Origin of the sequence: Pararhizobium sp. LjRoot235, assembly GCF_964254145.1 — a bacterium.
In the GTDB taxonomy this organism is placed as follows: Bacteria; Pseudomonadota; Alphaproteobacteria; order Rhizobiales; family Rhizobiaceae; genus Pararhizobium.
This window is the reverse complement of the sequence record NZ_CAXUSP020000001.1, coordinates 612,083-638,155: the sequence shown is the minus strand read 5'-3', so window position 1 is coordinate 638,155 and position 26,073 is coordinate 612,083. Positions and strand designations below refer to the sequence as shown.

Below are 26,073 nucleotides of genomic sequence, written 5' to 3'. Positions count from 1 at the left end.
GACCCGCGGAAGTGACCAATTCTACCGTGAGGTCTCAATCAGCCGGACGTCCTGCTCCTGGCAGATAGTCCGCACGTTTTCGACCGGACAGATGTCGGTGATGAAGGTGTGAACCTGGGTGATATGGCCGATCCGCACCGGGGCGGTGCGTTCGAACTTGGTCGAATCGGAAACGAGAATGACATGGCGGGCATTGGCGATGATCGCCTGCGCCACTTTCACTTCGCGATAATCGAAATCGAGAAGTGCGCCGTCATGATCGATAGCGGACGCACCGATGACGGCGTAGTCCACCTTGAACTGGCGGATGAAATCGACCGCCGCCTCGCCGACGATACCGCCATCGGCGCCGCGCACCACGCCGCCGGCAATCACCACCTCAATCGAAGGGAAAACCCGCAAGCGATTGGCGACATTGATATTATTGGTAATGACCATCAGCTCGGCGTGATCGAGCAACGCTTCGCCGACGGCTTCGGTTGTCGTGCCGATATTGATGAACAGCGACGAATTGTTGGGGATCATCGCCGCGGCGGCCTGGCCGATCGCCTGCTTCTCGAGCGCTGCAATCGACCGGCGTGCCTCGTATTTCACATTCTCGTTGCCGCGCGGGAAAATCGCGCCGCCATGGATGCGCGTCAGCACGCGGCCATCGCAAAGGTCGTTCAGATCCTTGCGGATGGTCTGCGGGGTCACCGAAAAACGCGCGGCGAGTTCATCGACGAGAACGCGGCCCTCCGTTTTGGCAAGATCGAGGATTTCCGACTGCCGGCCCGTCAGATACATGGATACTCCCCCGCTGTTTTCGTTTTTTTTCATAATATGCAAAAACGAAAGCGACGCAATTTCATAAACGCGGCGGGCACTTGAAAATAACCAAGCATGCGCTTGTGCGTTGCAATTCAGGCCGGGATGCGACAGCCTGTGGTCGCTGAGAGGGAATCCGGAATGTTTCACCCATCGCTGTTCAAGGGCATGAACGTCGTCGTCACCGGCGCCGGGCGCGGTATTGGTCTTGAGGTGGCGCGGCAGTTTCTCGATTGCGGCGCAACCGTCTATCTGCACGGCGGACGCACGGCGCGCGAACCGCTGCCCGACTTTCTCGATGCAGCCGTGACGGAAGGCCGGGCGTTTTCGTCCTATGCCGATTTCTCGACCATAGGCGGCGTCGAGATGCTCGCAGCCGGCATCGCAACCCGGTTCCAGGCGATCGACGTTCTGGTCAACAATGCCGGCACCATGGTCGGCCGGTTTTCGGCCGACGACCTGACGGATGAACAATATGAGACGGTGGTGCAACTGAACCAGACATCCGTGGTCCAGACCACGCGCGCCCTGCTGCCGCTTCTCCGGCGCGGCACGCATCCGGCCATCGTCAACACTGTTTCGATCTCGGCGGTGACCGGCGGCAGCGCCGGCTCATCGATCTATTCGGCGACCAAGGCCTTCGTCTCGACCTATTCCAAGGCGCTGGCCCGCGAGCTGGCGCCGGCGGGCATTCGGGTCAATTGTGTTTCGCCGGGCACGATCACCACCGATTTCCACGAACGCTATTCCTCGGCCGAGAAACTGGAAGCGACGCGCAAGACCATCCCCCTGCAGCGGCTCGGCACGGCGGAAGACTGCGCGCCCGCCTATCTCTTCCTCGCGTCGCACGCGCTCTCGGGCTATATCACGGGGCAGGTTCTCGAAGTGAACGGCGGCCAGTTGATCTGCTGAGAAGCAGGGAGACGGCAATCGGAGGGATCGACGTGATCGACAAGCTGGAATTCTTCATCGCCCTTGCCCAGGAGCGCCATTTCGGCCGCGCCGCCGAACAATGCGGCATCACCCAGCCGACGCTCTCGGCGGCGATCAAGCAGCTCGAAGATCAGCTCGGCGTCATGCTCGTCAATCGCGGCTCGCGCTATCAGAGCCTGACGCCTGAAGGCCAGCGCGTGCTGGAATGGGCCCGCCGGATCGTCGGCGACACACGCACCATGCACGAGGAAATGCGCGCGGCCCGGCGCGGCCTTGTCGGTCACATCAGGCTGGCGGCGGTACCTACCACACTTGCCATGGTGCCGCGCATCACAGCTCCCTTCCAGGAAAAGCATCCGGAAGTGACCTTCTCGGTTCTCTCCACCACATCGCTCAAGATCCTCGGATTGCTGGAAAATCTCGAGATCGACGCCGGCCTGACCTATCTCGAGAACGAACCGCTGGGGCGCGTCACCAGCGTACCGCTCCAGGTAGAGCGTTATCATCTCGTCACGGCCGCCGGAACGCAACTGGCGGATCGCGAAAGCGTGACCTGGAAGGAGGTCGGCGGTATTCGGCTTTGTCTATTGACCGCCGATATGCAGAACCGGCGCATCATCAACCAGCATTTCGCGGAAGCTGGCGTAACCGTCGCCCCGACGCTCGAATCGAACTCGATGATCGTGCTTTTTTCGCATGTCCGCACCGGTCACTGGTCCAGCATCATGCCCTACAACGTCGGGAAATCGTTCGGGTTTCACGATGAAATCCGAATGATCCCGATCGTCGAGCCGGACGCACAGCATACGGTCGGCCTGGTCGCAACACATCGCGAGCCATTCACCCCGCTTGTCTCCGCTCTTTTGCATGAAGCCCGCATTCTTGCCGAGGCGCAATCGTTTCGATAGAAAATATCTATCACTCAACGAAACACGCGTATTGACCCCTTCCGCAGCGGCTGCAAAGCTAATTTCCTGCGTGAAGCGTGATTGCGGCTTTGCCCTGACCGGCCGGATGTTCTTGGAGGGAGCGCCGATCGAAGTGGTCTCGGCAGATTCGCTCCATCATCGCCAAGCGAAATTCGTTTCAGTTCGGGAGGTCTGAACGTTGAACCTGCATCTATCAAGCCGCGATATCGGCGTCCGGACGCTGGATATCGTCAGCGAGATGAAGTCGCTCGAAGGGCCGCTTCTGCCGATCCTGCATGAAATCCAGGCCGAGTTCGGCTATGTGCCGCAAGAGGCCTTGCCGATCATTGCGCGCGAGCTCAACCTGTCGCGTGCCGAAGTGCACGGCGTCGTCACCTTCTATCATGACTATCGCGACCACCCGGCAGGCCGGCATGTGCTGAAACTCTGTCGCGCCGAAGCCTGTCAGTCGATGGGCGGCGATCGGCTTGCCGAACGGTTGAAAACGCTGCTGGGCATCGATTTCCACCAGACGACGCTGGATGGAGCGGTAACGCTTGAACCCGTCTACTGTCTCGGGCTCTGTTCCGCCGCACCCGCCGCGATGCTCGATGGCGAGGTTCACGGGCGGCTCGATGCGGATGCGGTGAACGACCTCGTGGCGGAGGTGCGGGCATGACCGTCAAGGTTTTCGTTCCCAAGGATGCGGCGGCGCTGGCACTTGGCGCCGAACGGGTCGCCAAGGCGCTCGCAGATGAAATCGAGGCGCGCGGACTGGACGCTACCATCGTGCGCAACGGCTCCCGCGGTCTGCACTGGCTGGAGCCGATGCTCGAGGTCGAGACGCCCGAAGGCCGGATCGCCTACGGCCCGGTCAAGGCATCCGACGTCGCCTCCCTGCTCGACGCCGGACTGGCGACGGGCGGCAATCACGCGCTCTGTCTCGGGAAGACCGAAGAACTGCCGTTCCTGAAAAGCCAGACGCGTCTGACCTTTGCCCGCTGCGGCATCGTCGATCCGCTGTCGCTCAGCGACTACCGGGCCCATGACGGGCTGAAGGGCCTGGAGCGCGCCGTCACCCTGGCACCGGCCGATATCGTCGCCCATGTGACGGAAAGCGGCCTTCGCGGCCGCGGCGGCGCCGGCTTCCCTACCGGCATCAAATGGAAGACGGTTCTCGACACGCCGGGTGCGCGAAAATACATCGTCTGCAATGCCGACGAGGGCGATTCGGGCACATTTGCCGACCGGATGATCATGGAGGGCGATCCCTTCGTGCTGATCGAGGGCATGGCGATTGCCGGCATCGCGACCGGCGCCACCAAGGGCTTTGTCTATATCCGCTCGGAATATCCGCATGCGATCGCGACGATGACGCAAGCGGTCGAGATTGCCCACAGGGCCGGTGTGCTCGGCACCTCGGTGCTCGGTTCGGCCCATGCTTTCGATATCGAGATCCGCACCGGCGCTGGCGCCTATGTCTGCGGCGAGGAAACGGCACTTCTGAACTCGCTCGAAGGCAAGCGCGGCATCGTGCGCGCCAAGCCGCCGCTGCCCGCCCACAAGGGCCTGTTCGACTGTCCGACCGTCATCAACAACGTCATCTCGCTCGCCTCGGTGCCGATCATCATGGACAAAGGGCCGATCTACTACAAGGACTTCGGCATGGGCCGCTCGCGCGGCACGATCCCGATCCAGATCGCCGGCAATGTCAGGCATCGCGGGCTTTATGAAACAGCTTTCGGCTTGACGCTGGGTGAGATCGTCGACGACATCGGCGGCGGCACGGCATCGGGACGACCGGTAAAGGCCGTCCAGGTCGGCGGGCCGCTCGGCGCGTATTTCCCGCGCGCGCTGTTCGATACGCCCTTCGACTACGAGGCTTTCGCGGCAAAGGACGGGCTGATCGGCCACGCCGGCATCGTCGTCTTCGACGACACCGCCGACATGCTGAAGCAGGCGCGTTTCGCCATGGAATTCTGCGCGGTCGAAAGCTGCGGCAAGTGCACGCCCTGCCGCATCGGCTCGATCCGCGGCGTCGAGGTGGCCGACAATATCGCCCAAGGCATCGAACCGGAGAAGAACCGCGAACTGCTGACTGACCTCTGCAACACGATGAAATTCGGCTCGCTCTGCGCGCTGGGCGGCTTTACGCCCTATCCGGTGATGAGCGCGATGACCCATTTCCCGGACGATTTTTCCCCGGCTCCGATGGTGGAGGCGGCGGAATGATGACGAATTTTTCAGCAGGTTTGCCCCTCACCCTAGCCCTCTCCCCGCAAGCGGGGAGAGGGGACTACAGAGTTGACCGCTTGTCCCTTCGCCCCGTTTACGGGGAGAAGGTGGCCGACAGGCCGGATGAGGGGACCGTCTCCTCGCGGACCGCATCAAGTTTTTCGGGAGAAGCCCATGCCCCTCATCTCTGAAATCGACTTCGGCACTCCCGCTTCCCGCTCGGAAAAGATGGTGACGCTCACCATCGACGGCAACGAGATCACAGTGCCGGAAGGCACCTCGATCATGCGCGCTTCGATGGAGGCCGGCATCGAGGTGCCGAAACTCTGCGCCACCGACATGATGGACTCCTTCGGCTCCTGCCGGCTCTGTCTGGTGGAAATCGAAGGCAGGGCCGGCATGCCCGCCTCCTGCACGACGCCGGTGGCACCCGGGATAAAGGTCTCCACCCAGACGGAGCGCCTGAAGGATGTCCGCCGCGGCGTCATGGAGCTCTATATTTCCGACCACCCGCTCGACTGCCTGACCTGTGCCGCCAATGGCGACTGCGAGCTGCAGGACATGGCTGGCGCGGTCGGCCTGCGCGATGTGCGCTACGGCTATGACGGTGAAAACCACGTCAAGGCGCGAAGCAACGGCAGCATCAACATAAACTGGGCGCCGAAGGACGAATCCAATCCCTATTTCACCTTCGATCCGGCGAAATGTATCGTCTGTTCGCGCTGCGTGCGGGCCTGCGAAGAGGTCCAGGGCACGTTCGCGCTGACGATCGAGGGACGCGGATTCGACAGCCGCGTTTCGGCCGGCATGCATGAAAACTTCCTCGACTCCGAATGCGTCTCCTGCGGCGCCTGCGTACAAGCCTGTCCGACGGCGACGCTGACGGAAAAATCGGTGATCGAAATCGGCCAGCCGGAACATTCGGTCGTCACCACCTGCGCCTATTGCGGCGTCGGCTGCTCGTTTAAGGCGGAAATGCGCGGCGAAGAGCTGGTGCGCATGGTGCCCTGGAAGGATGGCCAGGCCAATCGCGGCCATTCCTGCGTCAAGGGCCGCTTCGCCTATGGCTATTCGACCCACAAGGAACGCATTCTCAACCCGATGATCCGCGAAAAGATCAGCGACCCCTGGCGCGAAGTGAGCTGGGAGGAGGCTCTTGCCCACACGGCCGCCGAATTCCGCCGCATCCAGTACCAGCACGGCCGCGATTCGGTCGGCGGCATCACCTCGTCGCGCTGCACCAATGAAGAAACCTATCTCGTCCAGAAGCTGGTCCGCGCCGGCTTCGGCAACAACAATGTCGATACCTGCGCCCGTGTCTGCCATTCGCCGACCGGCTACGGCCTCGGCGCCACCTTCGGCACCTCGGCCGGCACGCAGAATTTCGATTCGGTCGAGCAGACCGATGTGGTCATCATCATCGGCGCCAATCCGACCGACGGCCATCCGGTCTTTGCCTCGCGGCTGAAGAAGCGGCTGCGTCAGGGTGCCAAGCTGATCATCGTCGATCCGCGCCGCATCGACATGGTCTCCTCGCCGCACATCAAGGCGTCGCATCACCTGCCGCTGCGCCCGGGCACCAACGTCGCCGTGATGACGTCGTTGGCGCATGTCATCGTTACCGAAGGCCTCTACGACGAGAAATTCATCCGCGAACGCTGCGACTGGTCGGAATTCGAGGACTGGGCAGCCTTCGTCGCCGAACCGCATCACAGCCCGGAAGAGGTCGAAAAGCTCTCCGGCGTCCCGGCCGAGGAAATCCGCGGCGCCGCCCGCCTGTTCGCCACCGGCGGCAATGGCTCGATCTATTACGGCCTCGGCGTCACCGAGCACAGCCAGGGCTCGACCACGGTGATGGCAATCGCCAACCTGGCCATGGCGACGGGCAATATCGGCCGCCCCGGTGTCGGCGTGAACCCGTTGCGCGGCCAGAACAACGTCCAGGGGTCCTGCGACATGGGCTCCTTCCCGCATGAACTGCCGGGCTACCGCCACGTCTCCGACGATGCCACCCGCGACATCTTCGAAAAACTCTGGGGCGTGACGCTTTCCAACGAGCCGGGCCTGCGCATCCCCAACATGCTGGATGCCGCCGTCGACGGCTCGTTCAAGGGCATCTACATCCAGGGCGAGGATATTCTCCAGTCAGACCCGGACACCAAGCATGTCTCGGCCGGTCTTGCCGCGATGGAATGCGTCGTCGTGCAGGACCTGTTCCTCAACGAGACGGCCAACTACGCGCATGTCTTCCTGCCCGGCTCGACCTTCCTTGAGAAGGACGGCACCTTCACCAATGCCGAGCGCCGCATCAACCGCGTCCGCAAGGTGATGACGCCGCGCAACGGCTATGCTGACTGGGAAGTGACGCAGAAGCTGGCGCAGGCCATGGGCCTGAACTGGAACTACAGCCATCCATCCGAGATCATGGACGAGATCGCCGCGACGACGCCGAGCTTTGCCATGGTCTCCTACGACTATCTGGAGAAGATGGGCTCGGTGCAGTGGCCCTGCAACGAGAAGGCGCCGCTCGGTTCGCCGATCATGCATGTCAACGGCTTCGTGCGCGGCAAAGGCAAATTCATCCGCACCGAATATGTGGCGACCGATGAGAAGACCGGCCCGCGCTTCCCGCTGCTCCTCACCACCGGCCGTATCCTGTCCCAGTACAATGTCGGTGCCCAGACGCGGCGCACGGACAATGTGGTCTGGCACGAGGAAGACCGGCTGGAAATCCACCCGAACGATGCCGAGATGCGCGGTGTGCGCGACGGCGACTGGGTGAAGCTGATGAGCCGCTCCGGCGATACGACGTTGAGGGCACTGATCACCGAGCGCGTCGCCCCCGGCGTGGTCTACACCACATTCCATCATCCGACGACGCAGGCGAACGTCATCACCACCGACTACTCCGACTGGGCAACCAACTGTCCGGAATATAAGGTGACGGCGGTGCAGGTCTCGCCGTCGAACGGCCCGTCGCAATGGCAGGTCGACTACGACGAACAGGCCCGCCAGTCGCGCCGGATCGCCGGCAAGATGGAGGCTGCGGAGTAGGTCATTGCAATGCTGAATTTGCGGCTCACACCCCCCTCTGTCCCTTCGGGACATCTCCCCCTCAAGGGGGGAGATTGGCCGGAGTGTGCGCGGCATTCACCCTCTTCTCCCCAGCGGGGAGAAGGTGCCCGAAGGGCGGATGAGGGGGTGATTCGGCATATTCTGTACGCGCCCGTGACCACAAAGCTGCTTATGCCCACCACGGCTCTCCGTAAGGTGGCTTCGCCCCCCTCATCCGGCGCTATGCGCCACCTTCTCCCCGCTGGGGAGAAGAGGGAGCAAGCGGCATGACCCAGTTCAAACTCACCCAGAAAGTCACCGAAACGGCCCGTCGCAACGGCAAACTTGGCGCCGGGTCGCGCGTGGTTCCAGAGGAGACCCCAATTGCACTTTCCTATGGCGGCTCCACCCATGCGGTGATGATGGCGACACCCGGCGATTTCGAGGATTTCGCTGTCGGCTTCAGCCTGACGGAGGGAATCATTGTCGATCCCGCGCAGATCGAATCGATCGAAGCCGTTCCAGACGAAAAGGGCATCGACCTGCAGATCATCCTCAAGGACGAGCAGAACGAGGCGCTCGTCGCCCGCCGTCGCCATATGGCTGGGCCGGTCGGCTGCGGGCTGTGTGGCATCGAATCGATTGAGCAGGCCGTGCGTAAGACGCCCTCGGTCACGGCATCACCGTTACGCCTGTCCGAGGAGCAGATCGTCGAGGCGGTCGCGCTATTGAACGGCCAGCAGCCGCTGCATTTCGAGACGCGGGCCGTGCACGGCGCCGGCTTCTACGTGCCGGGCAAGGGGCTGATCGCGGTGCGAGAGGACGTCGGCCGGCACAATGCGCTGGACAAACTGGTGGGTGCGGCGGCGCGGGCCGGTTATCCCGGGGCAAGCGGCGCCGTTGTCATCACCAGCCGCGTTTCCGTCGAGATGGTGCAGAAGACCGCCATCATCGGCAGCCCCGTCATCATCGCCATCTCCGCCCCGACGGCGCTTGCCATCCGCACGGCGGAGGAGGCCGGCATGACGCTGATCGCGCTGGTGCGCGGCGCCGACTTCGAGATTTTCACCCATTCAGACCGTGTCCAGTCCGGAGCAATCGCCGATGTCGCTTGACAACACCAGCGCCAAACTCGTGCGGATGGCGAACCAGATCGCCACCTTCTTCAAGTCGCAGCCGGAAGACGAACGCGTCCAGGGCGTGGCGGCACACGTCAACAAGTTCTGGGAACCGCGCATGCGCAAGGCGTTCTTCGAGCTTGTCGAGCAGGGTGACGCAGGGTTCGACCCGATCGTGATCGCAGCCGCCGATAGCATCAAACGGCCCGGCGGCCCGGCGCAACCGTCCGAAACGTCCGAACACATCGATCTCGACATGCAGCAGGCCGGCTTCAGCGATTGATTCGCGTCGACAGGATGATCGACGACAGGGTCTTTTCGACACCGTCGATCTCGCCGATCCGGTCGATGACCAGATCAAGTTCGCTGATCGACGAGGCCGCAATGACGGCGATCAGGTCGAAACTACCGCTAACGGAATGCAGCACCCGCACGTCCTCGATGGCATAGAGTTCCTGCGTCACCCGCGCCAGCGCCTTCGGCGCCAGCGTGATCAGCACATGCGCCTTGACCAGTCCCTTCTCGAAATCCTCCGACAGCCGTACGCCATAGCCGGCGATCACCCCATCCCGCTCCAGCCTCTCGATCTTCGCCTGCACCGTGGTGCGCGAAAGCCCCAGTTTGCGGGCGAGCAGCGCGGTCGGCATGCGGGCGTTTTCGCTGAGCAGCGCCAGAAGCTGCCTGTCCTTGTCGATCAACGTCATTATGATCATCCTTGACGGCAATTTGCCTATTATTGGGCGGCATTTCTATCAGATCAGCGCTTCATATCAACAGGCAAACCTCCGATAATTACAAAAGACAGATTCACGTTTCGGGGGACCCATTTATGAAAAACATCGTCGTCATCGGAGCCGGCAAGATTGGCTCGACCATCGCCCGGCTGCTTGCCCATTCCGGCGATTACCACGTCACACTCGCCGACCGCAGCGCCGAACAGCTCGCCATGATCGAAAAGCAGGACGTGATCGCCACCACCGAGATCGATATCGCCGACGGCGACGCGCTGGTCGGCCTGCTCACCGGCAAATTCGCGGTTCTCAGCGCCGCTCCGTTCCATCTGACCATCGCCATCGCCGAAGCCGCCTCGAAGGCCGGTGTGCACTATCTCGATCTCACCGAAGACGTCGAATCTACCCGCCGGGTGAAGGCCATCGCCGAAACGGCAAGCACCGCTTTCATCCCGCAATGCGGCCTGGCGCCGGGTTTCATCTCGATCGTCGCCAATGATCTTGCCCATCATTTCGACACGCTCGACAGTGTGCGCATGCGCGTCGGCGCCCTGCCGCAGTATCCCTCCAACGCGCTCAACTACAACCTGACCTGGAGCACGGACGGCGTCATCAACGAATATATCGAGCCCTGCGAGGCAATCGTCGAGGGCCAGCTCATCGAAGTTCCAGCTCTCGAAGAACGTGAAGAGTTTTCGCTCGACGGCGTCACCTACGAGGCTTTCAACACCTCCGGCGGCCTCGGCACGCTGTGCGAGAGCCTCAAGGGCAAGGTCCGCACGCTCAATTACCGCACCATCCGCTATCCCGGCCATGCCGCCATCATGAAGGCGCTGCTCAACGATCTTGGCCTGCGCCATCGCCGTGAAGTGCTGAAGGACATCTTCGAAAACGCACTGCCCTCGACCATGCAGGATGTCGTCATCATCTTCGTGACCGTCGCCGGCCGCAAGGATGGCCGCCTGGTTCAGGAAACCTATGCCAACAAGGTCTACAGCGCCGTCATCGCCGGCCGCATGATGAGCGCCATCCAGATCACCACAGCCTGCAGCATCTGCGCCGTGCTCGACATGCTGGCCAAGGGCGAACTGCCGTCGAACGGCTTCATCCGCCAGGAGGAAATCGGCCTCGACGCTTTCCTCAAGAGCCGTTTCGGCCATTACTACGAGCAGAAGGCCTACGCGGATAAAATGGCAGGCTGACCGGCGGGGGAAGCGCGCGGCGATTTTCCACAGGACAGCATCGGGAAGCCCCCCTCTGTCACTTCGTGGCATCTCCCCCTCAAGGGCAGGGCAATCGCATATGGATTTGCGGCTTTCTCCCTCTTCTCCCCAGCGGGGAGAAGGTGGCCCGAAGGGCCGGATGAGGGCCATACCCCGAAACTCTAGGTCCGGCCGAATTCGTCGGCCAGCCGGACGGTATCGTCGTCCTTGAGGTAGGAGCCTGTCTGCACCTCGATCAGTTCCAGCGGGATTTTGCCGGGGTTGGTCAGCCGGTGCACGACGCCTTGCGGGATATAGACGGACTCGTTTTCATGCAGCAGGCGGGTCTCGCCACCGACGGTGATTTCCGCCGTACCGCGCACGACGATCCAGTGTTCCGAACGATGATGATGCTTCTGCAGGGAGATCTTGCGGCCGGGTCTGACATGCAGCCGCTTCACTTCGAAGCGTTCGCCGCTCAGCACCGAGGAGACGTCACCCCAGGGGCGATAGGAGGTCGGGTGTGTTTCCGTCAGCGGACGCGTCTTTGCCGACAGGGCAAGTCTCTTGACGATTTTACCAACGTCCTGGCTGTCCTTGAGGTGTCCAACGTACACGGCGTCTTCGCTGGCGATGACGGCGACATCCTCCAGCCCGTGAACGGCGAGATGGATATCCCGCGACAGCACGAGAGAGTTGCGGGTGTTGCTCACCGAAGCGTTTTCGCCAACGACGTTGCCCTGCTCGTCTTTTTCGCCGATGGCCCAGACGGAGTCCCAGCTGCCAAGGTCGGACCAGCTGAAGGACGATGGGACGACCGCCGCATCGGGCGTGTTTTCAAAGACCGCATAGTCTACCGAAATATCCGGCGCCTGCGAGAAAGCAGCCTCGTCAAGACGGTCGAAGTCGAGATCGTGCTTCGTCTCTTGTATCGCCCGCTGAGCCGCATCGTGCACGGCCGGTGCGAAACGTAGCAGTTCCGCCAGGAACTGGCCGACAGGCAGCATGAACATGCCGGAGTTCCAGAGATAGCGGCCGCTCGCCAGCAACTCCTCGGCGCGTTCGCGGTTCGGCTTCTCTACGAAGCGGGCGACGGTTTTTGCACCGGTCTCCAGATCATCGCCGGTTTCAATGTAGCCATAGCCGGTGGCCGGTTCGGTCGGTTGGATGCCGAACGTCACCAGCTTTCCGGACTTGGCGGTCTCCCGGGCAATGCGGATGCAATTGAAATAGTGTTCTCCGGCGTCGATCTCGTGATCCGACGCGAGAACCTGCATGACCGCGTCCTCGCCATATTCACGCAGGACGGCGAAGGCGGCGGCAGCAAGCGCCGGCGCCGTGTTGCGGGCGATCGGCTCAAGCAGGATGCTCGACAGGGGCGCCTCGAGCGCGCGCGCCTGCTCGGCAACGATGAAGCGGAACTCCGCGTTTGTGACAATGACGGCCGGCGTGTACCATTCCGGATCCGCCACCCGCTGCAGGGTTTTCTGGAACAGCGAATGTTCGCCGAGAAACTGGAGAAACTGCTTGGGCGCCGCCGATCGCGACAGCGGCCACAGCCGCGTTCCCTTGCCGCCGGCCATGATGACCGGCACGATCTTCGAAGACATACACATCCTCTTGTCTCTTGTCGGGCCATCCGCCCGAAACATAAAAAAATGCCTGCGGCCCGCGCAGCCTAACGGAAAGCGAAGCTATATAAAACATTTCGCGGATGCGAAAATTTATAAAATCAATGCGGTGCCACAGCGATGACCGGTCCGAAAGGCGGCGGGTTCGTCGCGTATATGATGAACATCGGAATCAAAGGCATAAAAAACCCCGCCGGAGCGGGGTTGGAACGTCATTGACGCTGCTTTCAGAAGGCGACGAGAATGCCGTTCAGCTGGGTAAGCTCGGTCAGGAACGTCTCGACGCGCGTACGCTGCTCATCGCTGTGCGCGATGTCTTCGAGTTCGATCTTCGCTGCCTCTATGCGCTTCTCGATCAGGTTGCGATCAAGCTCCTCGGCCGGAACGGCAGATTCGGCGAGCAGCGTGCAGCCCGTCGGCAGGATATCGGCGAAACCACCGAACACGACGTAACGGCTGACCTTGCCGTCGGCGGCCTTGACGGTCACGATACCCGGCTTGATCGTCGTCATCGTCGGCGCGTGATTGGCCATGACGGTCATCTCGCCTTCCGTTGCCGGAATGACGACTTCGCTGACGCGCTCGGACAGCAGAAGGCGTTCCGGAGAGACGAGTTCGAAATTGAAATCAGCCATGATCATTCGCTTCTTTTGGAGCTACCGGCCAAATCCGCCGGCAGAGAATTCCGTTCGGCGCGGCCGGATCTTGCCAGCCGCAGCGATTGACGAACGGGGCGCGCCATTCGGGCGCCCCGTTCGAAATTCATCAAGCAGCTTCGGCAGCTAGCTTCTTGGCCTTTTCGATCGCTTCCTCGATGGAGCCGACCATGTAGAAGGCGGCTTCCGGAAGGTGGTCGTAATCGCCATTCACGAGGCCCTTGAAGCCCTTGATCGTGTCCTCGAGAGCTACCAGCTTGCCCGGCGAACCGGTGAAGACTTCGGCGACGAAGAACGGCTGCGACAGGAAGCGCTCGATCTTGCGGGCGCGGGCAACGGCAAGCTTGTCTTCTTCCGACAGTTCGTCCATGCCGAGAATGGCGATGATGTCCTGGAGCGACTTGTAGCGCTGCAAGGTCGTCTGCACCTTGCGCGACACTTCGTAATGCTCTTCGCCGACAACCATCGGGTCGAGCATGCGCGAGGTCGAGTCGAGCGGGTCGACGGCCGGATAGATACCCTTTTCGGCGATCGAGCGCGACAGAACGGTCGTTGCGTCCAGGTGGGCGAACGAGGTTGCCGGCGCCGGGTCGGTCAAGTCGTCGGCTGGGACGTAAATGGCCTGAACCGAGGTGATCGAACCCTTGGTGGTCGTGGTGATGCGTTCCTGCATCTGGCCCATGTCGGTGGCGAGCGTCGGCTGATAGCCCACGGCCGAAGGAATACGGCCGAGCAGAGCCGACACTTCGGAACCTGCCTGGGTGAAGCGGAAGATGTTGTCCACGAAGAATAGAACGTCCTGGCCTTCGTCGCGGAACTGTTCGGCGATCGTCAGACCCGTCAGAGCGACGCGAGCGCGGGCGCCCGGCGGTTCGTTCATCTGGCCGTAAACGAGGGCAGCCTTGGAGCCTTCGCCGCCGCCATGCTTGTTCACGCCGGATTCGATCATTTCGTGGTAGAGGTCGTTGCCTTCGCGGGTACGTTCACCGACGCCTGCGAACACCGAGTAACCACCGTGCGCCTTGGCGACGTTGTTGATCAGTTCCATGATGAGAACGGTTTTGCCGACGCCGGCGCCGCCGAACAGGCCGATCTTGCCGCCCTTGGCATAAGGTGCGAGTAGGTCGACGACCTTGATGCCGGTGACGAGGATCTGTGCTTCGGTCGACTGCTCGACATAGGACGGCGCGTCCTGATGAATGGAGCGCTTGCCTGAAGTGACCAGCGGACCGGCTTCGTCAACCGGCTCGCCGATGACGTTCATGATGCGGCCGAGGGTTTCGAGACCAACCGGAACGGTGATCGGGGAACCCGTGTCGGTCACCGGCTGACCGCGGACCAGACCTTCGGTCGAGTCCATGGCGATCGTGCGGACCGCGTTTTCGCCGAGGTGCTGGGCCACTTCGAGAACAAGGCGGTTGCCATGGTTGTCGGTTTCCAGCGCGTTCAGGATCTGCGGCAACTGACCTTCTTCGAAGGTCACGTCGACGACGGCGCCGATGACCTGCGTCACGCGACCGACTGCACCCGCCGATGCGATGACTGCGGATGCCTTCACAGCCGCCGGCTTGCGGGCTGCTGCAGGCTTCTTAGCCGCTGCTGTATCTGTGGGGGTAGCTGCCTTAGCCATAATCCTTACCCTCTTTCCGTAACCTTAGAGCGCTTCCGCGCCCGAAATGATTTCAATGAGTTCCTTGGTGATCTGAGCCTGGCGCTGACGGTTGTAGGAGAGCGTCAGCTTGTTGATCATTTCACCGGCATTGCGCGTGGCGTTGTCCATCGCGCTCATCTTGGCACCCATTTCACCGGCAACATTTTCGAGCAGAGCTCGGAAAACCTGCACCGAAATGTTGCGCGGAATGAGATCGCTGAGGATCTCGCCCGCGTCGGGCTCATATTCGTAGATCGCCGCGGCACCCGCTTCCGTCGAAACCGCCTCTGCCGGAACGGCAGCGGGGATCAGTTGGAGCGCGGATGGAACCTGGCTGATAACCGACTTGAACTCCGAATAGAACAGCGTGCAGACATCGAACTCGTCCTTCTCGAACAGGCCGATGATCTTCTTGCCGATCTGGTCGGCGTTTTCGAAGCCGATCTTCTTGACTTCACGCAGGTCGACGCGGTCGATGATCAGCGAGGCGAATTCGCGACGCAGGATATCGAAGCCCTTCTTGCCGACGCAGACGATCTTCACCGTCTTGCCTTCGGCAAGCAGCCTGCGCACGTGGTCACGGGCGAAGCGGGCGATTTGGCTGTTGAAGCCGCCGCAAAGACCGCGCTCCGCCGTGCAGACTACGAGCAGATGCGTCTGGTCGCGGCCGCTGCCGGTCATCAGGCGCGGTGCGCTGTCGGCCGAGCCAACAGCCTGAGCGATGTTCGAGAGAACAGCGCTCATCCGCTGCGAATAAGGCCGGGCGGCCTCGGCCGCCTCCTGGGCACGCCGAAGCTTCGCCGCGGCGACCATTTTCATCGCCTTGGTGATCTTCTGCGTCGCCTTCACGGAGGCGATCCTGTTTTTCAGATCCTTAAGTGAAGGCATCCGTTATCCGTCCTAAATGGTACCCGATCAGGCGAAGGATTTCGCAAACGTGTCGATGGCAGCCTTAAGCTTGCCCTTCACGTCGTCGCTGATTGCCTTGTCCTTGCGGATAGCCTCAAGAATGTCCTTGCCTTCGGAACGCATGTACGAGAGCAGACCCTGCTCGAACGCGCCAACCTTGTTGACGGCGATCTTGTCGAGGTAGCCGTTGACGCCGGCGAAGATGACCGCGACCTGCTCTTCCGTCTTCAGCGGCGAGAACTGCGGCTGCTTGAGGAGTTCGGTCAGACGTGCGCCGCGGTTCAGGAGGCGCTGCGTCGCGGCGTCGAGGTCCGAACCGAACTGGGCAAAGGCGGCCATCTCGCGATACTGCGCAAGCTCGCCCTTGATCGAGCCGGCAACCTGCTTCATCGCCTTGACCTGAGCAGCCGAGCCGACGCGGGAAACCGACAGACCGACGTTCACGGCCGGGCGGATACCCTGGTAGAACAAGTCGGTTTCAAGGAAGATCTGGCCGTCGGTGATCGAGATCACATTGGTCGGGATGAACGCCGAAACGTCGTTACCCTGCGTTTCGATGACCGGCAGAGCCGTCAGCGAACCGGCACCCTTTTCGTCCGACAGCTTTGCAGCGCGCTCGAGAAGGCGGGAGTGCAGGTAGAAAACGTCGCCCGGGTAAGCTTCGCGGCCCGGCGGGCGGCGTAGCAGGAGCGACATCTGGCGGTAGGACACGGCCTGCTTGGACAGGTCGTCATAGCCGATCAGGGCATGCATGCCGTTGTCACGGAAGTATTCGCCCATGGTGCAACCGGCAAACGGTGCGAGGTACTGCATCGGAGCCGGATCGGAGGCCGTCGCAGCAACGATGATCGAGTACTTCAGCGCGCCGCGCTCTTCAAGCACCTTGACGAACTGGGCAACCGTCGAGCGCTTCTGGCCGATAGCGACGTAGACGCAATACAGCTTTTCAGCATCCGGGCCATTGTCGTGAATGGCCTTCTGGTTGAGGATCGTGTCGAGAATGATGGCGGTCTTGCCGGTCTGGCGGTCGCCGATGACCAGCTCGCGCTGACCGCGGCCGACCGGGATCAGAGCGTCGATGGCCTTGAGGCCGGTCGACATCGGCTCATGAACCGACTTGCGCGGGATGATGCCCGGAGCCTTGACGTCAACGCGCGAGCGCTGCTTGGCGTTGATCGGACCCTTGCCGTCGATCGGGTTGCCGAGCGCGTCAACGACGCGGCCGAGCAGTTCCGGACCAACCGGAACGTCGACGATTGCACCGGTCCGCTTGACGGTGTCGCCTTCCTTGATGCCACGGTCCGCGCCGAAAATAACGACACCGACGTTGTCGGCTTCAAGGTTCAGCGCCATGCCGCGAATTCCGCCCGGGAATTCAACCATCTCACCAGCCTGGACATTGTCCAGACCGTAGACGCGGGCAATACCGTCACCGACGGAGAGCACCTGACCGACTTCGGAGACAACTGCCTCCTGGCCGAAGTTTTTGATTTGATCTTTCAGAATTGCGGAAATTTCCGCGGCGCGGATATCCATCAGCCGACCTCTTTCAGTGCAAGCTTAAGGCTCGAGAGCTTTGTGCGAAGGGAAGTGTCAATCTGGCGGGACCCGACCTTGACGATCAAACCACCGAGAATAGACGGATCGACGGTGACGTTGACCGCCACGTCTTTGCCGGTGACGCCCTTGAGCGCCGCCTTCAATTCAGTTTGCTGAGCTGCCGTCAGCGCATGGGCAGAAGTCACTTCAGCGGCAACCTCGCCCCGATGACGGGCGGCGATTTCGCGATAAGACTTGACGATGCCAGGGACCGCGAACAGGCGGCGATTGCGTGCAACGACTTTCAGAAAGTTGCCAACCAGCCCAGTAATGCCGGCCTTCGCGACGATCGCGGAAATGGCCTTGAACTGGTCGTCGGCGGAAAAGACCGGGCTGACAATGAGGCGCTTCAGATCGGCACTGTCATCGATCATGCGCTGGAACGTATCCAGATCAGACCCAACGCTCTCCACCGATCCCGCTTCCAGCGCGAGATCGAAAAGCGAAGACGCGTACCTTTCTGCAACACCGGAAATAAGCTGGGATGTGTCTGCCACGGGCACAAGCTTCTCTGATTTTAATCCAAGGGCGATGTCTGCGGAGAACCGTAAACCCAACACCTTGAATTTGTTGCGATATTTTCTTGAGCTACACAGGCCGGGCGGCCTGCTTCCCCCACAAGTCGCGGTTCGTCTAGCATAGGATATCTGGACTCGCAACACGCCAACCGCACGAATGCGCGATAAGTGTGCATCCTTTTGGCCGAATTTCGCCAAAAATAGGGTATGAGCTGACGAGGTCTCCGTGTGCCTGTCCCAAAATGACCTCAGACGAGGCCGAAGACATAAGCCAGGGGCAAGGCCGCAAGCACGATCTGAACAATGAGGAACAACCAGTTCATGACTGTATTGCCATGATCCGACAGCATTGACAGCATGCGACCGAAGGCCGCGAGCGAAAAGGCCGCCCCGAGCGCCAGATAGACCATCGGCTGGGCGAGGAGCAGGGCCGCGATGCCAAGCCCAAGATGAAAGCCGCCCATGGTCGATCGCGCTTCCGCATGCCCCCCGCGCCGGCCTTCGCGCAGATCGATGCCGACGGCGCGATAGGCGATACCGGGCGCAAAGAGAAAGACAAGCCCGATCAGCGCCGTGACCACGGCCGCACAGAACGCCAGGAATTCTCCCGTTTCCGTCGGAATGTAGAACTCCATGGTGCCCTCTTGAATCTCAAACCATTGCTGCAATGAGGCAGCAATAACCCAGCGCAGCAAAAAAGGGAATCGCGAGGCGGCAGTAATCCGGGGCCAGATCAGCATGATAACTGAATGCGGCGATCTGCCCCTCACCCTAGCCTCTCCCCGTGAACGGGGAGAGGGGACGACGCAGCTCGCCGCCCGGTCCTTCTCCCCATTCATGGGGAGAAGGTGGCCGATAGGCCGGATGAGGGGCAAGGCCGTACACGGTCGCTAAAGAAAACTCTGCGGGTCGATATCGAGCTGGACGCTGACGGAGCCGCGCACCTTCGGCCCTCTGGCAAGCAGGGTCTTCACGAAGGCCTGCATGTCGCTGTTGCGGCGGCCGTGGACCAGAAGCCGGAAGCGGTGGCGGCCGCGGATCAGGGCGAGCGGAGCTTCGGCAGGCCCGAGAATGCTGATACCGCTGACGCGGGGCGCCGCCTGCCGCAGGCCTCTAGCGTGCCCCTCCGCATCAGCTCTCGTATCGGCCGAAACGATGATCGACGCCAGTCGCCCGAACGGGGGCAGAAGCGCCTTCTCGCGCTCATTGATCTCGCGCTCGTAAAAGGCTTCCGAATCGCCCGAGACGATCGCCTGCATTACCGGATGCTGCGGCTGGTAGGTCTGCAGCAGGCCAAGGCTCTTCAGGCCGGTGCGCCCGGCCCGCCCCGTAACCTGGCTCAAGAGCTGGAACGTTCGCTCGGCGGCCCGCGGGTCGCCATTGGCAAGACCGATATCGGCATCGACGATGCCGACGAAGGTCATCATCGGAAAATTATGCCCCTTGGCGACGAGTTGGGTGCCGACGACGATATCCGCCTCGCCGCGCGCAATGGCCTCCAGTTCCAGCCGCAGCCGCTTGACGCCCATCAGGTCGGAGGAGAGCACGATCGTGCGGGCCTCGGGAAAATGCCGGTCGACCTCTTCGGCGATGCGCTCAACGCCCGGCCCGCAGGCGACGAGATGATCGAAGGTGCCGCATTCCGGGCAACTCTCTGGCGTCCTTTGCGCATAGCCGCAATGATGACACTGGATCTGGCCGCGAAACCGGTGCTCGACCAACCAGCTCGAACAATCCGGGCACTGGAAGCGATGGCCGCAGACGCGGCAGAGCGTCAGCGGCGCATAACCACGGCGATTGAGGAACAATAGCGCCTGCTCGCCGCGCCCGACGGCCTTGCCGATCTGGTTGAGAAGAACCGGCGAGAGGAAGCCACCGCGCTCCGGCGGATGGCGGCGCATGTCGACGACACCGAGATCCGGAAGGGCGGCATCACCGAAGCGTGTCGGCAGGTGGATCGGTCTGTAGCGGCCGAGATCGCCGTTCACCCGGCTTTCGACCGACGGCGTCGCCGAGACGAGCACGATCGGAAAATCGCCGATGCGGGCACGCACGACCGCCATGTCGCGCGCATTATAGAAGACGCGGTCTTCCTGTTTGTAGGCCGGGTCATGCTCCTCGTCGACGATAATGAGGCCGAGATTTTCGAACGGCAGGAAAAGCGCGGAGCGGGCGCCGGCGACGACACGCACTCCACCCTCGGTCACCTGCCGCCAGACTTTTTCACGCGTTCGCGGCGCGAGATCGGAGTGCCATTCGGCCGGCTTCGAGCCGAAGCGGTCCTGGAACCGCTCAAGGAAGCTCGCCGTCAGGGCGATTTCCGGCAAAAGGATCAGCACCTGCTTGCCGGCCTTCAGCGTCGCCGCGATCGCTTCGAAATAGACCTCGGTCTTGCCGGAGCCAGTGATGCCGTCGATCAGCGAGACGGAAAAACCGCCTGCCGCCACGCTCTCCAGCAGGTCCTGCGCCGCCTGCTTCTGCGGTCCTTCGAGGCGATGCTCGACGTAATCCGGGTCCGGCGCGGCCACGACCGGCGGCGGCGCCATGAAGACGGTTTCGAACACCCCCTGCGCCACGAGCCCGTCGATGACGCTCGACGAGGTTCCCGCCGCATGGGCAAGGCCCGAGCGCGTCCAGGCAAAGCCGTTGTCGGCAGCGGCAATCACCCGTTGGCGCGCCGCAGTCATCCGTTCGGGCCGCGTATCGGTGAGCCGCAGCCCTTCGATCATCGGCTCCGGATCGAAGGCGGCGGGCGCGCGTAGCGCCATGCGGGCAACAAGGCCGGGCGGCGAGACGGTGTAGGTGGCGACCCAGTCGAGGAAGGCGCGCATGTCTTTCCCGAGCGGCGGGCAATCGAAGACCTGGGTAATCGCCTTGAGCTTCTTCGGATCGACGCCGCCGTCATCCGTGCCGTCCCAGACGACGCCCATGACCTGGCGCGGTCCGAGCGGCACCTGTACGATCGATCCGGGTTCGACGGCCGTGCCTTCCGGCACCGCATAGGAGTAGGCTTTCGGGGCGGGCATCGGCACCAGCACGGGCACGACCCGGCGGGCGAACAGGCCGTCAAACAAATCGGTCGAATCTTCAGTCATCGGCCGTGACCTTGCCTGCGGATTGCGTTAAAGAAAACCCCCGAAACATCAAGCAGCCCCCGCATCCCAAGGGAGAATACCCATGAAGTTTTTTGTCGATACAGCCGATGTGAACGAAATCCGGGAATTGAACGACCTCGGGCTCGTCGACGGCGTGACGACCAATCCGTCGCTGATCCTGAAATCCGGGCGCAACATCCTGGAAGTCACCAAGGAGATCTGCGGCATCGTCGAAGGTCCGGTTTCCGCCGAAGTCGCCGCCACCGACTATGAATCGATCATGAAGGAAGCGGCTGTCATCTCGAAGATCGCCGACAACATCTGCATCAAGCTGCCGCTGACGCTCGACGGCCTGAAGGCCTGCAAGAACCTCACGTCCGATGGTCACCAGACCAACGTAACGCTGTGCTTCTCGGCCAACCAGGCACTTCTCGCCGCCAAGGCCGGCGCCAGCTTCGTGTCGCCCTTCGTCGGCCGACTCGACGACATCGCCTTCGACGGTATGGACCTGATCCGCGAAATCCGCCAGATATTCGACAATTACGGCTACGAGACCGAAATCCTCGCCGCCTCGATCCGCACGGTCAACCACATCAAGGAAGCAGCCCTGATCGGCGCCGACGTCATCACCGCCCCGCCGGCAACCCTGAAGGCCCTCGTCAAGCACCCGTTGACCGACAAGGGCCTCGAAACCTTCCTCGCCGACTGGGCAAAGACCGGCCAGAAGATCGCCTGATTTTTAAGAGCGTGGAATGATGATGGAAGCCTCGCGACACGATCGCGGGGCTTTTTTTACGATAGGGGCCGACGCTACGCCGCTCTCATTGTCGCGATCTGCGACTTTCCGGAAACCTGGAAGCGGCCGGCGGCGCGGTTCAGGTCCTGCACTTCGTCGCTCAGCTCGCGGCAGGCGGCATTGGTCTGCTCGACCATGGCGGCATTCTGCTGGGTCATTTGATCCATCTGGTGCAATGCCGCATTGATATTCGCAAGCGCTGAGGATTGTTCGTCGGCGGCGGTGACGATCGCGCCGATCAGGCCCGTTACCCGGTGCACGTGCCCCTCAATGCCGGTCAATGCCGTGCCGGTCTGGTTGACGAGTTGCACACCGCCGGCGACCTCGCGGGCCGAGGCCTCGATCAGCGTCGTGATCTCCCTTGCCGCCTTTGCCGAACGGCCGGCCAATTCGCGCACCTCCTGGGCGACGACTGCAAAGCCCTTGCCCGCATCGCCCGCCCGGGCCGCCTCGACACCGGCGTTCAGCGCCAGAAGGTTGGTCTGGAAGGCAATCTCGTCGATGACCGTGATGATCTGGCGGATCTGCGTCGACGATCCCGCGATCCGTTCCATGGCGGCAACGGCTTCGCGAACAACAACGGCCGATTTCTCGGCGCCATCCCTTGCGGCGCCCATCACCACGCTTGCTTCGCGTGCGCGTTCCGATGAACTGCGCACCGTTACGGTGATCTCGTCGAAGGCGGAGGCCGTCTGCTCGAGCGAGGCCGCCTGCGACTCGGTCCGCTTCGCCAGGTCGTCGGTAGCGCCAGCAATTTCCAGGGAATTGGTACGCAGTCGTGCGGATGTCTCGAGAACGGTCGAGATCGTTTCGGCCAGGCGCTCGACGCTGCCGTTGAACTCCGAACGCAGTGCTTCATATTCCGCAGCAAAGGGCTGCTCGAGACGGACTGACAGATCGCCCGTCGAGAGACGCTCCAGGCCGTGGGTCAGTTGCTTGATGACCTGCAGTCGCCCCGCTTCCTCCGCCGCTTTCTGCTTCCCGAGAACGGCATCGCGCTCATCCTGCTTCCGGCGCTCCTCGTCGGCGCGCTGGCGGGCATTGCGCCGCTCGATGCCTGCTTCCCGCAGGATCGCGACGGATTTCGCGACTGCGCCAATCTCGTCCGAGCGGTTGGCATAGGGAACGCCTTGATCGTAGTTGCCGCTGGCAAGCGTCTGCAGATAGGACGACATGGCTGCAAGCGGCTGCACCGCGCGGCGGCGAAAGGACCAAAGACCGGCCAGCAGCAAACAGACCGAAACAACCGAACTGACGACAGCGGCGGCGGAGAGCATGGCGGTGTCCGAGGCAGCACCTGCCTCCTGCTCCTTCAGAAAGCTGTCGGCCATGGCGACCAGTTCGTTCACCGCGATCTCGTGATGATGGAAACTCGTCTTGAGTTCGGTCAGGGCTCGCTTTATGGCGGCCACGTCCCCGCTCTGGAATGCGGCAAGGAATTTCTTCTCCATCACCCCCCAGTAGATATCTCCCCGCGCCACCACGTCGTTTTCGAGCTTGACCATCAGCGAACCGGGAGCAGTCGAGGACTTCCAGTAGACCCGCCGCTCGTCGAACGCCTTCTTCAAGACCGCAATCTTGTCGAGATTTGACTTGGCGAATTCAGGGTTCGACACGGCTTCCATCGCCAGCATGTAAGATTCGACCGTGTAGAGCGGCGGCGGCAGAATGTCTGCGATCAGGTCCTTGCCGTAGATGACCTGGGTGTAAACCGGTCCGTTCACGCGCAGCTTGTTGAAAGCGTAGGTCTTGATGCCGATGGACAACATCAGGCCGGCGATAACGATCGCTCCGAAAATCAAAAGCCCGCGAGCAATGGTGAGCTTCATGCAATCCTCCAATAAAATAAATTTCGCCACGTGAAAGCGGCCTCCCGCGAGGGGGAGACAGTGGCTGATGCGAGCTTGAAAATTCCGGATTTCACCGGCGTCGACGTTGGCATCATGCAGCCAGCCTCACCCTTGGGATGGGCGGGCAGGTAACGTCCTCATCTAAGTACTAAATTATATGATAATTATTACCTTGTGATTAACCGCATTGGAATTGCACTGTTCTTACAGGGGGTTGTCCGCAGCACGTCCTGTCGCCAGCCGGAGACGGCGACATCCGCCGCTGGCAAAACGACTGCGATCTCGCAACGAGGGATTTTAAGCGAGCGCCGTTTTCGGCGAAACAATCGCCTCGAACCTCGCATCGCCATCACGCGCCAGATCGAACACCGTGTGCCGCTCCAAGGCTCGCGTCACCTCGGCCGGGTCGCCGTCTAGCGCTTCCGGTTCGATGAGGTTGCCGATGGTGAAGTCGAAGATGTTGCCCTTCTTGTTCAGAAGCTCGTGGAACACCGTCATGTCGCGCAGTTCGGTCGACCACTTCGCCAGCCAGTAGAACAGGCCGGAATTGCGCGCCGACATGTGCACCGGCAGGATCGGCAGATCGTACTTGCGGGCAAAGCCGACGGCCGATGTCTTCCAGGGGCGCTCATTGAGCTTGCTGTCTCCCCAGTAGGCGATGCGGCCCGATGGGAAAAGCACGGTCGCCTTGCCTTCCGAGATCGCCCGGTTGGTGACCTGAAGCGTTTCACGCGCCTTCAGCTTCGTCTTGTAGTCCTCGCGCCATTCGACCGGAATAACCATTTCGACCAGGCGCGGATTGACGCGGATCGCATCGCGATTGGCGAAGAACATCATGTCGGGACGGCGCTGTTTCAAGAGATCGAAAACGGCGACACCGTCGGCAATCCCGGTCGGATGGTTGCTGACCAGCAGGAACCCGCCCTTTTGCGGAATACGCTCCGCGTTGCGGGTACGGATGTCGAGGGCGAGGATCTCGCTTAAATACTGGAAGGCGTGAAAGCCCGGCAGGTTGGCGACGCTGTCGGCAAACTCGATGGCCTTGCGATAGTTCAAGACCGTATAGAGAAACGGCCGCATCACCGGCCAGAGCGGATGCTTGACGATGCGCTCACCGCGCTCGGCAATCAGCGTATCGACGATATGACCCGGCTGGCCCTGCGATACCAGGGCGATTGCCTCCGCAAAATAGGTGAAACCGGTTGCCGAATCGCGTCTTGCCATCTTTTTCCCGCCTCGTGCGGCCTCAGCTATTGCAGTTGAATATGATCCGAACATGACAATTTCCAAGGGTCATTAGGAAAAACATAACGGCATCAGGAGCAGAGTTGTGGGCAACCAGACATCAGGAAAGCAAGCGCGTGAACGAACTGCTGATCATTGGCCATCCGGAACTGATGGCGGAGCGCCAGCGCTGGCTGGCGGGGCTTAGCGACGAACGGCGCCTGTCGGACAAGACCGTCGAGGCCTACGAGCGCGACACGCGGCAGTTCCTGCATTTCCTGACCGGCCACCTGAGCGGGCCGGTCCGCTTGAGCGATATCCACTCGCTCCGCCCAGGCGACCTGCGCGGTTTCCTTGCCGCCCGCAGGAAAGCAGGTGCTGGCGCGCGAACGCTCGGCCGCGGGCTTGCGGGGCTTCGCTCCTTCCTGCGGCATCTGGAAAAGAAAGGGCTTGCCAATGCAGCGGGCGCCTCCGCCGTTCGCTCACCGAAACAGCCGAAGTCGCTGCCGAAGCCGCTGACGGACAAGGACGCCTTGACCGTCGTCACCCATGAGGCGCAACTTGCCGAGGAGCCATGGATTGCCGCGCGCAACGCCGCCGTGCTCACCCTGCTTTACGGCTGCGGCCTGCGCATCTCCGAAGCGCTCGACCTGACACCGTCAGATTTTTCAGGCATGCCGACGGCGCTGCGCATTCATGGCAAGGGCGGCAAGACCCGCGTGGTGCCGCTGCTCGCGGCGGCGATCGATGCCGTCAGGGCATATGAAAAACTCTGCCCCTGCCATCTCGTGCAGGATGGCCCGCTGTTTCGTGGCGCCAAGGGGGGCAAGCTGCAGGCCGCAATCATCCAGCGCGAGATGCAGAGGCTGCGTGGTGCGCTGGGCCTGCCGGATACTGCGACGCCGCATGCGCTGCGCCACTCCTTCGCCACGCATCTTCTGGCCGGCGGCGGCGATCTTCGGACCATCCAGGAACTGCTCGGCCATGCCAGCCTTTCGACCACCCAGGTTTATACCGGGGTCGATTCCGCCCGACTTCTGGAAATCTACGATCGGGCGCATCCGCGCGCCTGAATTTTGCCTTCGTGGGAGCATTAACCAGCTTTGTTAAACGGACCGTGAGGCTTGCACGATTAGGGTCGGTACGATGACCCGTC

At 61.9% G+C, this 26,073-nt stretch carries 22 protein-coding genes; 10 read left to right on the top strand and 12 right to left on the bottom strand.

Annotation, left to right across the window (positions count from 1 at the left end):
* Positions 1-21: 21 nt before the first annotated feature.
* Positions 22-786 carry a DeoR/GlpR family DNA-binding transcription regulator gene (locus ACSQ2Z_RS03015; RefSeq protein ID WP_436079849.1) on the bottom strand — a complete coding sequence of 255 codons (765 nt, stop codon included), beginning with the start codon at positions 784-786 and terminating at the stop codon, positions 22-24.
* Positions 787-948: 162 nt separating this feature from the next.
* Here ACSQ2Z_RS03015 and ACSQ2Z_RS03010 point away from each other — a divergent pair, with 162 nt between their 5' ends.
* From ACSQ2Z_RS03010 to ACSQ2Z_RS02980, 7 genes are all read left to right on the top strand, one after another.
* Positions 949-1,719 carry an SDR family NAD(P)-dependent oxidoreductase gene (locus tag ACSQ2Z_RS03010; protein WP_436079848.1) on the top strand — a complete coding sequence of 257 codons (771 nt, stop codon included), beginning with the start codon at positions 949-951 and terminating at the stop codon, positions 1,717-1,719.
* 32 nt (positions 1,720-1,751) lie between these two features.
* Positions 1,752-2,648, top strand: coding sequence for a LysR family transcriptional regulator (locus ACSQ2Z_RS03005; RefSeq protein ID WP_436079847.1), 897 nt, complete (start codon positions 1,752-1,754; stop codon positions 2,646-2,648).
* 199 nt (positions 2,649-2,847) lie between these two features.
* Entirely contained in the window at positions 2,848-3,327 is a 480-nt protein-coding gene (locus ACSQ2Z_RS03000; RefSeq protein ID WP_436079846.1) for a formate dehydrogenase subunit gamma, read from the top strand.
* Positions 3,324-4,880 carry a formate dehydrogenase beta subunit gene (locus tag ACSQ2Z_RS02995; RefSeq protein ID WP_436079845.1) on the top strand — a complete coding sequence of 519 codons (1,557 nt, stop codon included), beginning with the start codon at positions 3,324-3,326 and terminating at the stop codon, positions 4,878-4,880. Before ACSQ2Z_RS03000 ends, ACSQ2Z_RS02995 begins: the two co-directional genes overlap by 4 nt.
* A gap of 177 nt (positions 4,881-5,057) precedes the next feature.
* The gene (fdhF, locus tag ACSQ2Z_RS02990; protein WP_436079844.1) at positions 5,058-7,937 is read left to right on the top strand and encodes a formate dehydrogenase subunit alpha; all 2,880 of its coding nucleotides are present in this window, start codon (positions 5,058-5,060) and stop codon (positions 7,935-7,937) included.
* A 287-nt stretch (positions 7,938-8,224) separates the two neighbouring features.
* Complete coding sequence (gene fdhD, locus ACSQ2Z_RS02985) at positions 8,225-9,052, top strand: formate dehydrogenase accessory sulfurtransferase FdhD (RefSeq protein WP_436079843.1); 828 nt, start codon at positions 8,225-8,227, stop codon at positions 9,050-9,052.
* Positions 9,042-9,338, top strand: a complete 297-nt coding sequence (locus ACSQ2Z_RS02980) for a formate dehydrogenase subunit delta (RefSeq protein ID WP_436079842.1) — start codon at positions 9,042-9,044, stop codon at positions 9,336-9,338. The genes fdhD and ACSQ2Z_RS02980 overlap by 11 nt, the downstream gene beginning before the upstream one ends.
* Here the strand turns inward: ACSQ2Z_RS02980 and ACSQ2Z_RS02975 are convergent.
* Entirely contained in the window at positions 9,328-9,759 is a 432-nt protein-coding gene (locus ACSQ2Z_RS02975) for an Lrp/AsnC family transcriptional regulator (RefSeq protein ID WP_436079841.1), read from the bottom strand. The two genes, ACSQ2Z_RS02980 and ACSQ2Z_RS02975, sit on opposite strands and share 11 nt — an antisense overlap.
* A gap of 125 nt (positions 9,760-9,884) precedes the next feature.
* On the opposite strand from ACSQ2Z_RS02975, the gene ACSQ2Z_RS02970 reads away from it, so the two are divergent.
* Complete coding sequence (locus ACSQ2Z_RS02970; RefSeq protein WP_436079840.1) at positions 9,885-10,988, top strand: saccharopine dehydrogenase C-terminal domain-containing protein; 1,104 nt, start codon at positions 9,885-9,887, stop codon at positions 10,986-10,988.
* A gap of 182 nt (positions 10,989-11,170) precedes the next feature.
* Here the strand turns inward: ACSQ2Z_RS02970 and ACSQ2Z_RS02965 are convergent, their stop codons facing one another.
* The 8 genes from ACSQ2Z_RS02965 to ACSQ2Z_RS02930 form a co-directional block, all read right to left on the bottom strand.
* Positions 11,171-12,598 carry a mannose-1-phosphate guanylyltransferase/mannose-6-phosphate isomerase gene (locus tag ACSQ2Z_RS02965; protein ID WP_436079839.1) on the bottom strand — a complete coding sequence of 476 codons (1,428 nt, stop codon included), beginning with the start codon at positions 12,596-12,598 and terminating at the stop codon, positions 11,171-11,173.
* 248 nt (positions 12,599-12,846) lie between these two features.
* Complete coding sequence (locus tag ACSQ2Z_RS02960; RefSeq protein WP_436079838.1) at positions 12,847-13,254, bottom strand: F0F1 ATP synthase subunit epsilon; 408 nt, start codon at positions 13,252-13,254, stop codon at positions 12,847-12,849.
* 130 nt (positions 13,255-13,384) lie between these two features.
* Positions 13,385-14,905, bottom strand: coding sequence for a F0F1 ATP synthase subunit beta (gene atpD / locus ACSQ2Z_RS02955; RefSeq protein ID WP_436079837.1), 1,521 nt, complete (start codon positions 14,903-14,905; stop codon positions 13,385-13,387).
* Between the two features lie 24 nt (positions 14,906-14,929).
* Positions 14,930-15,814 carry a F0F1 ATP synthase subunit gamma gene (locus ACSQ2Z_RS02950; RefSeq protein ID WP_436079836.1) on the bottom strand — a complete coding sequence of 295 codons (885 nt, stop codon included), beginning with the start codon at positions 15,812-15,814 and terminating at the stop codon, positions 14,930-14,932.
* Between the two features lie 27 nt (positions 15,815-15,841).
* Positions 15,842-17,371 carry a F0F1 ATP synthase subunit alpha gene (atpA, locus tag ACSQ2Z_RS02945; protein WP_436079835.1) on the bottom strand — a complete coding sequence of 510 codons (1,530 nt, stop codon included), beginning with the start codon at positions 17,369-17,371 and terminating at the stop codon, positions 15,842-15,844.
* Positions 17,371-17,937, bottom strand: a complete 567-nt coding sequence (locus ACSQ2Z_RS02940) for a F0F1 ATP synthase subunit delta (protein WP_436082956.1) — start codon at positions 17,935-17,937, stop codon at positions 17,371-17,373. The genes atpA and ACSQ2Z_RS02940 overlap by 1 nt, the downstream gene beginning before the upstream one ends.
* A 263-nt stretch (positions 17,938-18,200) precedes the next feature.
* Entirely contained in the window at positions 18,201-18,587 is a 387-nt protein-coding gene (locus ACSQ2Z_RS02935) for an AGROH133_08824 family phage infection protein (protein ID WP_436079834.1), read from the bottom strand.
* Positions 18,588-18,842: 255 nt separating this feature from the next.
* On the bottom strand, positions 18,843-21,047 hold the full coding sequence (locus tag ACSQ2Z_RS02930) for a primosomal protein N' (protein ID WP_436079833.1): 2,205 nt from the start codon (positions 21,045-21,047) through the stop codon (positions 18,843-18,845).
* An 82-nt stretch (positions 21,048-21,129) separates the two neighbouring features.
* On the opposite strand from ACSQ2Z_RS02930, the gene fsa reads away from it, so the two are divergent.
* Positions 21,130-21,783, top strand: coding sequence for a fructose-6-phosphate aldolase (gene fsa, locus ACSQ2Z_RS02925; RefSeq protein WP_436079832.1), 654 nt, complete (start codon positions 21,130-21,132; stop codon positions 21,781-21,783).
* A 74-nt stretch (positions 21,784-21,857) separates the two neighbouring features.
* Here fsa and ACSQ2Z_RS02920 read toward each other — a convergent pair whose 3' ends face one another.
* Positions 21,858-23,672 (bottom strand): methyl-accepting chemotaxis protein, encoded by a 1,815-nt coding sequence (locus tag ACSQ2Z_RS02920; protein ID WP_436079831.1) that lies wholly within the window; start codon positions 23,670-23,672, stop codon positions 21,858-21,860.
* A gap of 318 nt (positions 23,673-23,990) precedes the next feature.
* A complete protein-coding gene (locus ACSQ2Z_RS02915) occupies positions 23,991-24,917 on the bottom strand; it encodes a GNAT family N-acetyltransferase (RefSeq protein ID WP_436079830.1) in 927 nt (308 codons plus the stop codon).
* Between the two features lie 173 nt (positions 24,918-25,090).
* Between ACSQ2Z_RS02915 and ACSQ2Z_RS02910 the strand changes: the two genes are divergently transcribed.
* On the top strand, positions 25,091-25,990 hold the full coding sequence (locus ACSQ2Z_RS02910) for a tyrosine recombinase XerC (protein WP_436082955.1): 900 nt from the start codon (positions 25,091-25,093) through the stop codon (positions 25,988-25,990).
* Positions 25,991-26,073: the final 83 nt, after the last annotated feature.

Bases quoted from the DNA above. Each gene is read 5' to 3' on its own strand.
- ACSQ2Z_RS02975 (WP_436079841.1), bottom strand. From the start codon at position 9,759: ATGACGTTGATCGACAAGGACAGGCAGCTTCTGGCGCTGCTCAGCGAA.
- ACSQ2Z_RS02910 (WP_436082955.1), top strand. From the start codon at position 25,091: ATGGCGGAGCGCCAGCGCTGGCTGGCGGGGCTTAGCGACGAACGGCGC.
- ACSQ2Z_RS03010 (WP_436079848.1), top strand. From the start codon at position 949: ATGTTTCACCCATCGCTGTTCAAGGGCATGAACGTCGTCGTCACCGGC.
- fsa (WP_436079832.1), top strand. From the start codon at position 21,130: ATGAAGTTTTTTGTCGATACAGCCGATGTGAACGAAATCCGGGAATTG.
- fdhF (WP_436079844.1), top strand. From the start codon at position 5,058: ATGCCCCTCATCTCTGAAATCGACTTCGGCACTCCCGCTTCCCGCTCG.
- atpD (WP_436079837.1), bottom strand. From the start codon at position 14,905: ATGGCTAAGGCAGCTACCCCCACAGATACAGCAGCGGCTAAGAAGCCT.
- ACSQ2Z_RS02930 (WP_436079833.1), bottom strand. From the start codon at position 21,047: ATGACTGAAGATTCGACCGATTTGTTTGACGGCCTGTTCGCCCGCCGG.
- ACSQ2Z_RS02970 (WP_436079840.1), top strand. From the start codon at position 9,885: ATGAAAAACATCGTCGTCATCGGAGCCGGCAAGATTGGCTCGACCATC.
- atpA (WP_436079835.1), bottom strand. From the start codon at position 17,371: ATGGATATCCGCGCCGCGGAAATTTCCGCAATTCTGAAAGATCAAATC.
- ACSQ2Z_RS02960 (WP_436079838.1), bottom strand. From the start codon at position 13,254: ATGGCTGATTTCAATTTCGAACTCGTCTCTCCGGAACGCCTTCTGCTG.
- ACSQ2Z_RS02950 (WP_436079836.1), bottom strand. From the start codon at position 15,814: ATGCCTTCACTTAAGGATCTGAAAAACAGGATCGCCTCCGTGAAGGCG.
- ACSQ2Z_RS02980 (WP_436079842.1), top strand. From the start codon at position 9,042: ATGTCGCTTGACAACACCAGCGCCAAACTCGTGCGGATGGCGAACCAG.
- ACSQ2Z_RS03015 (WP_436079849.1), bottom strand. From the start codon at position 786: ATGTATCTGACGGGCCGGCAGTCGGAAATCCTCGATCTTGCCAAAACG.
- ACSQ2Z_RS02935 (WP_436079834.1), bottom strand. From the start codon at position 18,587: ATGGAGTTCTACATTCCGACGGAAACGGGAGAATTCCTGGCGTTCTGT.
- ACSQ2Z_RS02995 (WP_436079845.1), top strand. From the start codon at position 3,324: ATGACCGTCAAGGTTTTCGTTCCCAAGGATGCGGCGGCGCTGGCACTT.
- fdhD (WP_436079843.1), top strand. From the start codon at position 8,225: ATGACCCAGTTCAAACTCACCCAGAAAGTCACCGAAACGGCCCGTCGC.
- ACSQ2Z_RS02965 (WP_436079839.1), bottom strand. From the start codon at position 12,598: ATGTCTTCGAAGATCGTGCCGGTCATCATGGCCGGCGGCAAGGGAACG.
- ACSQ2Z_RS02915 (WP_436079830.1), bottom strand. From the start codon at position 24,917: ATGGCAAGACGCGATTCGGCAACCGGTTTCACCTATTTTGCGGAGGCA.
- ACSQ2Z_RS02920 (WP_436079831.1), bottom strand. From the start codon at position 23,672: ATGAAGCTCACCATTGCTCGCGGGCTTTTGATTTTCGGAGCGATCGTT.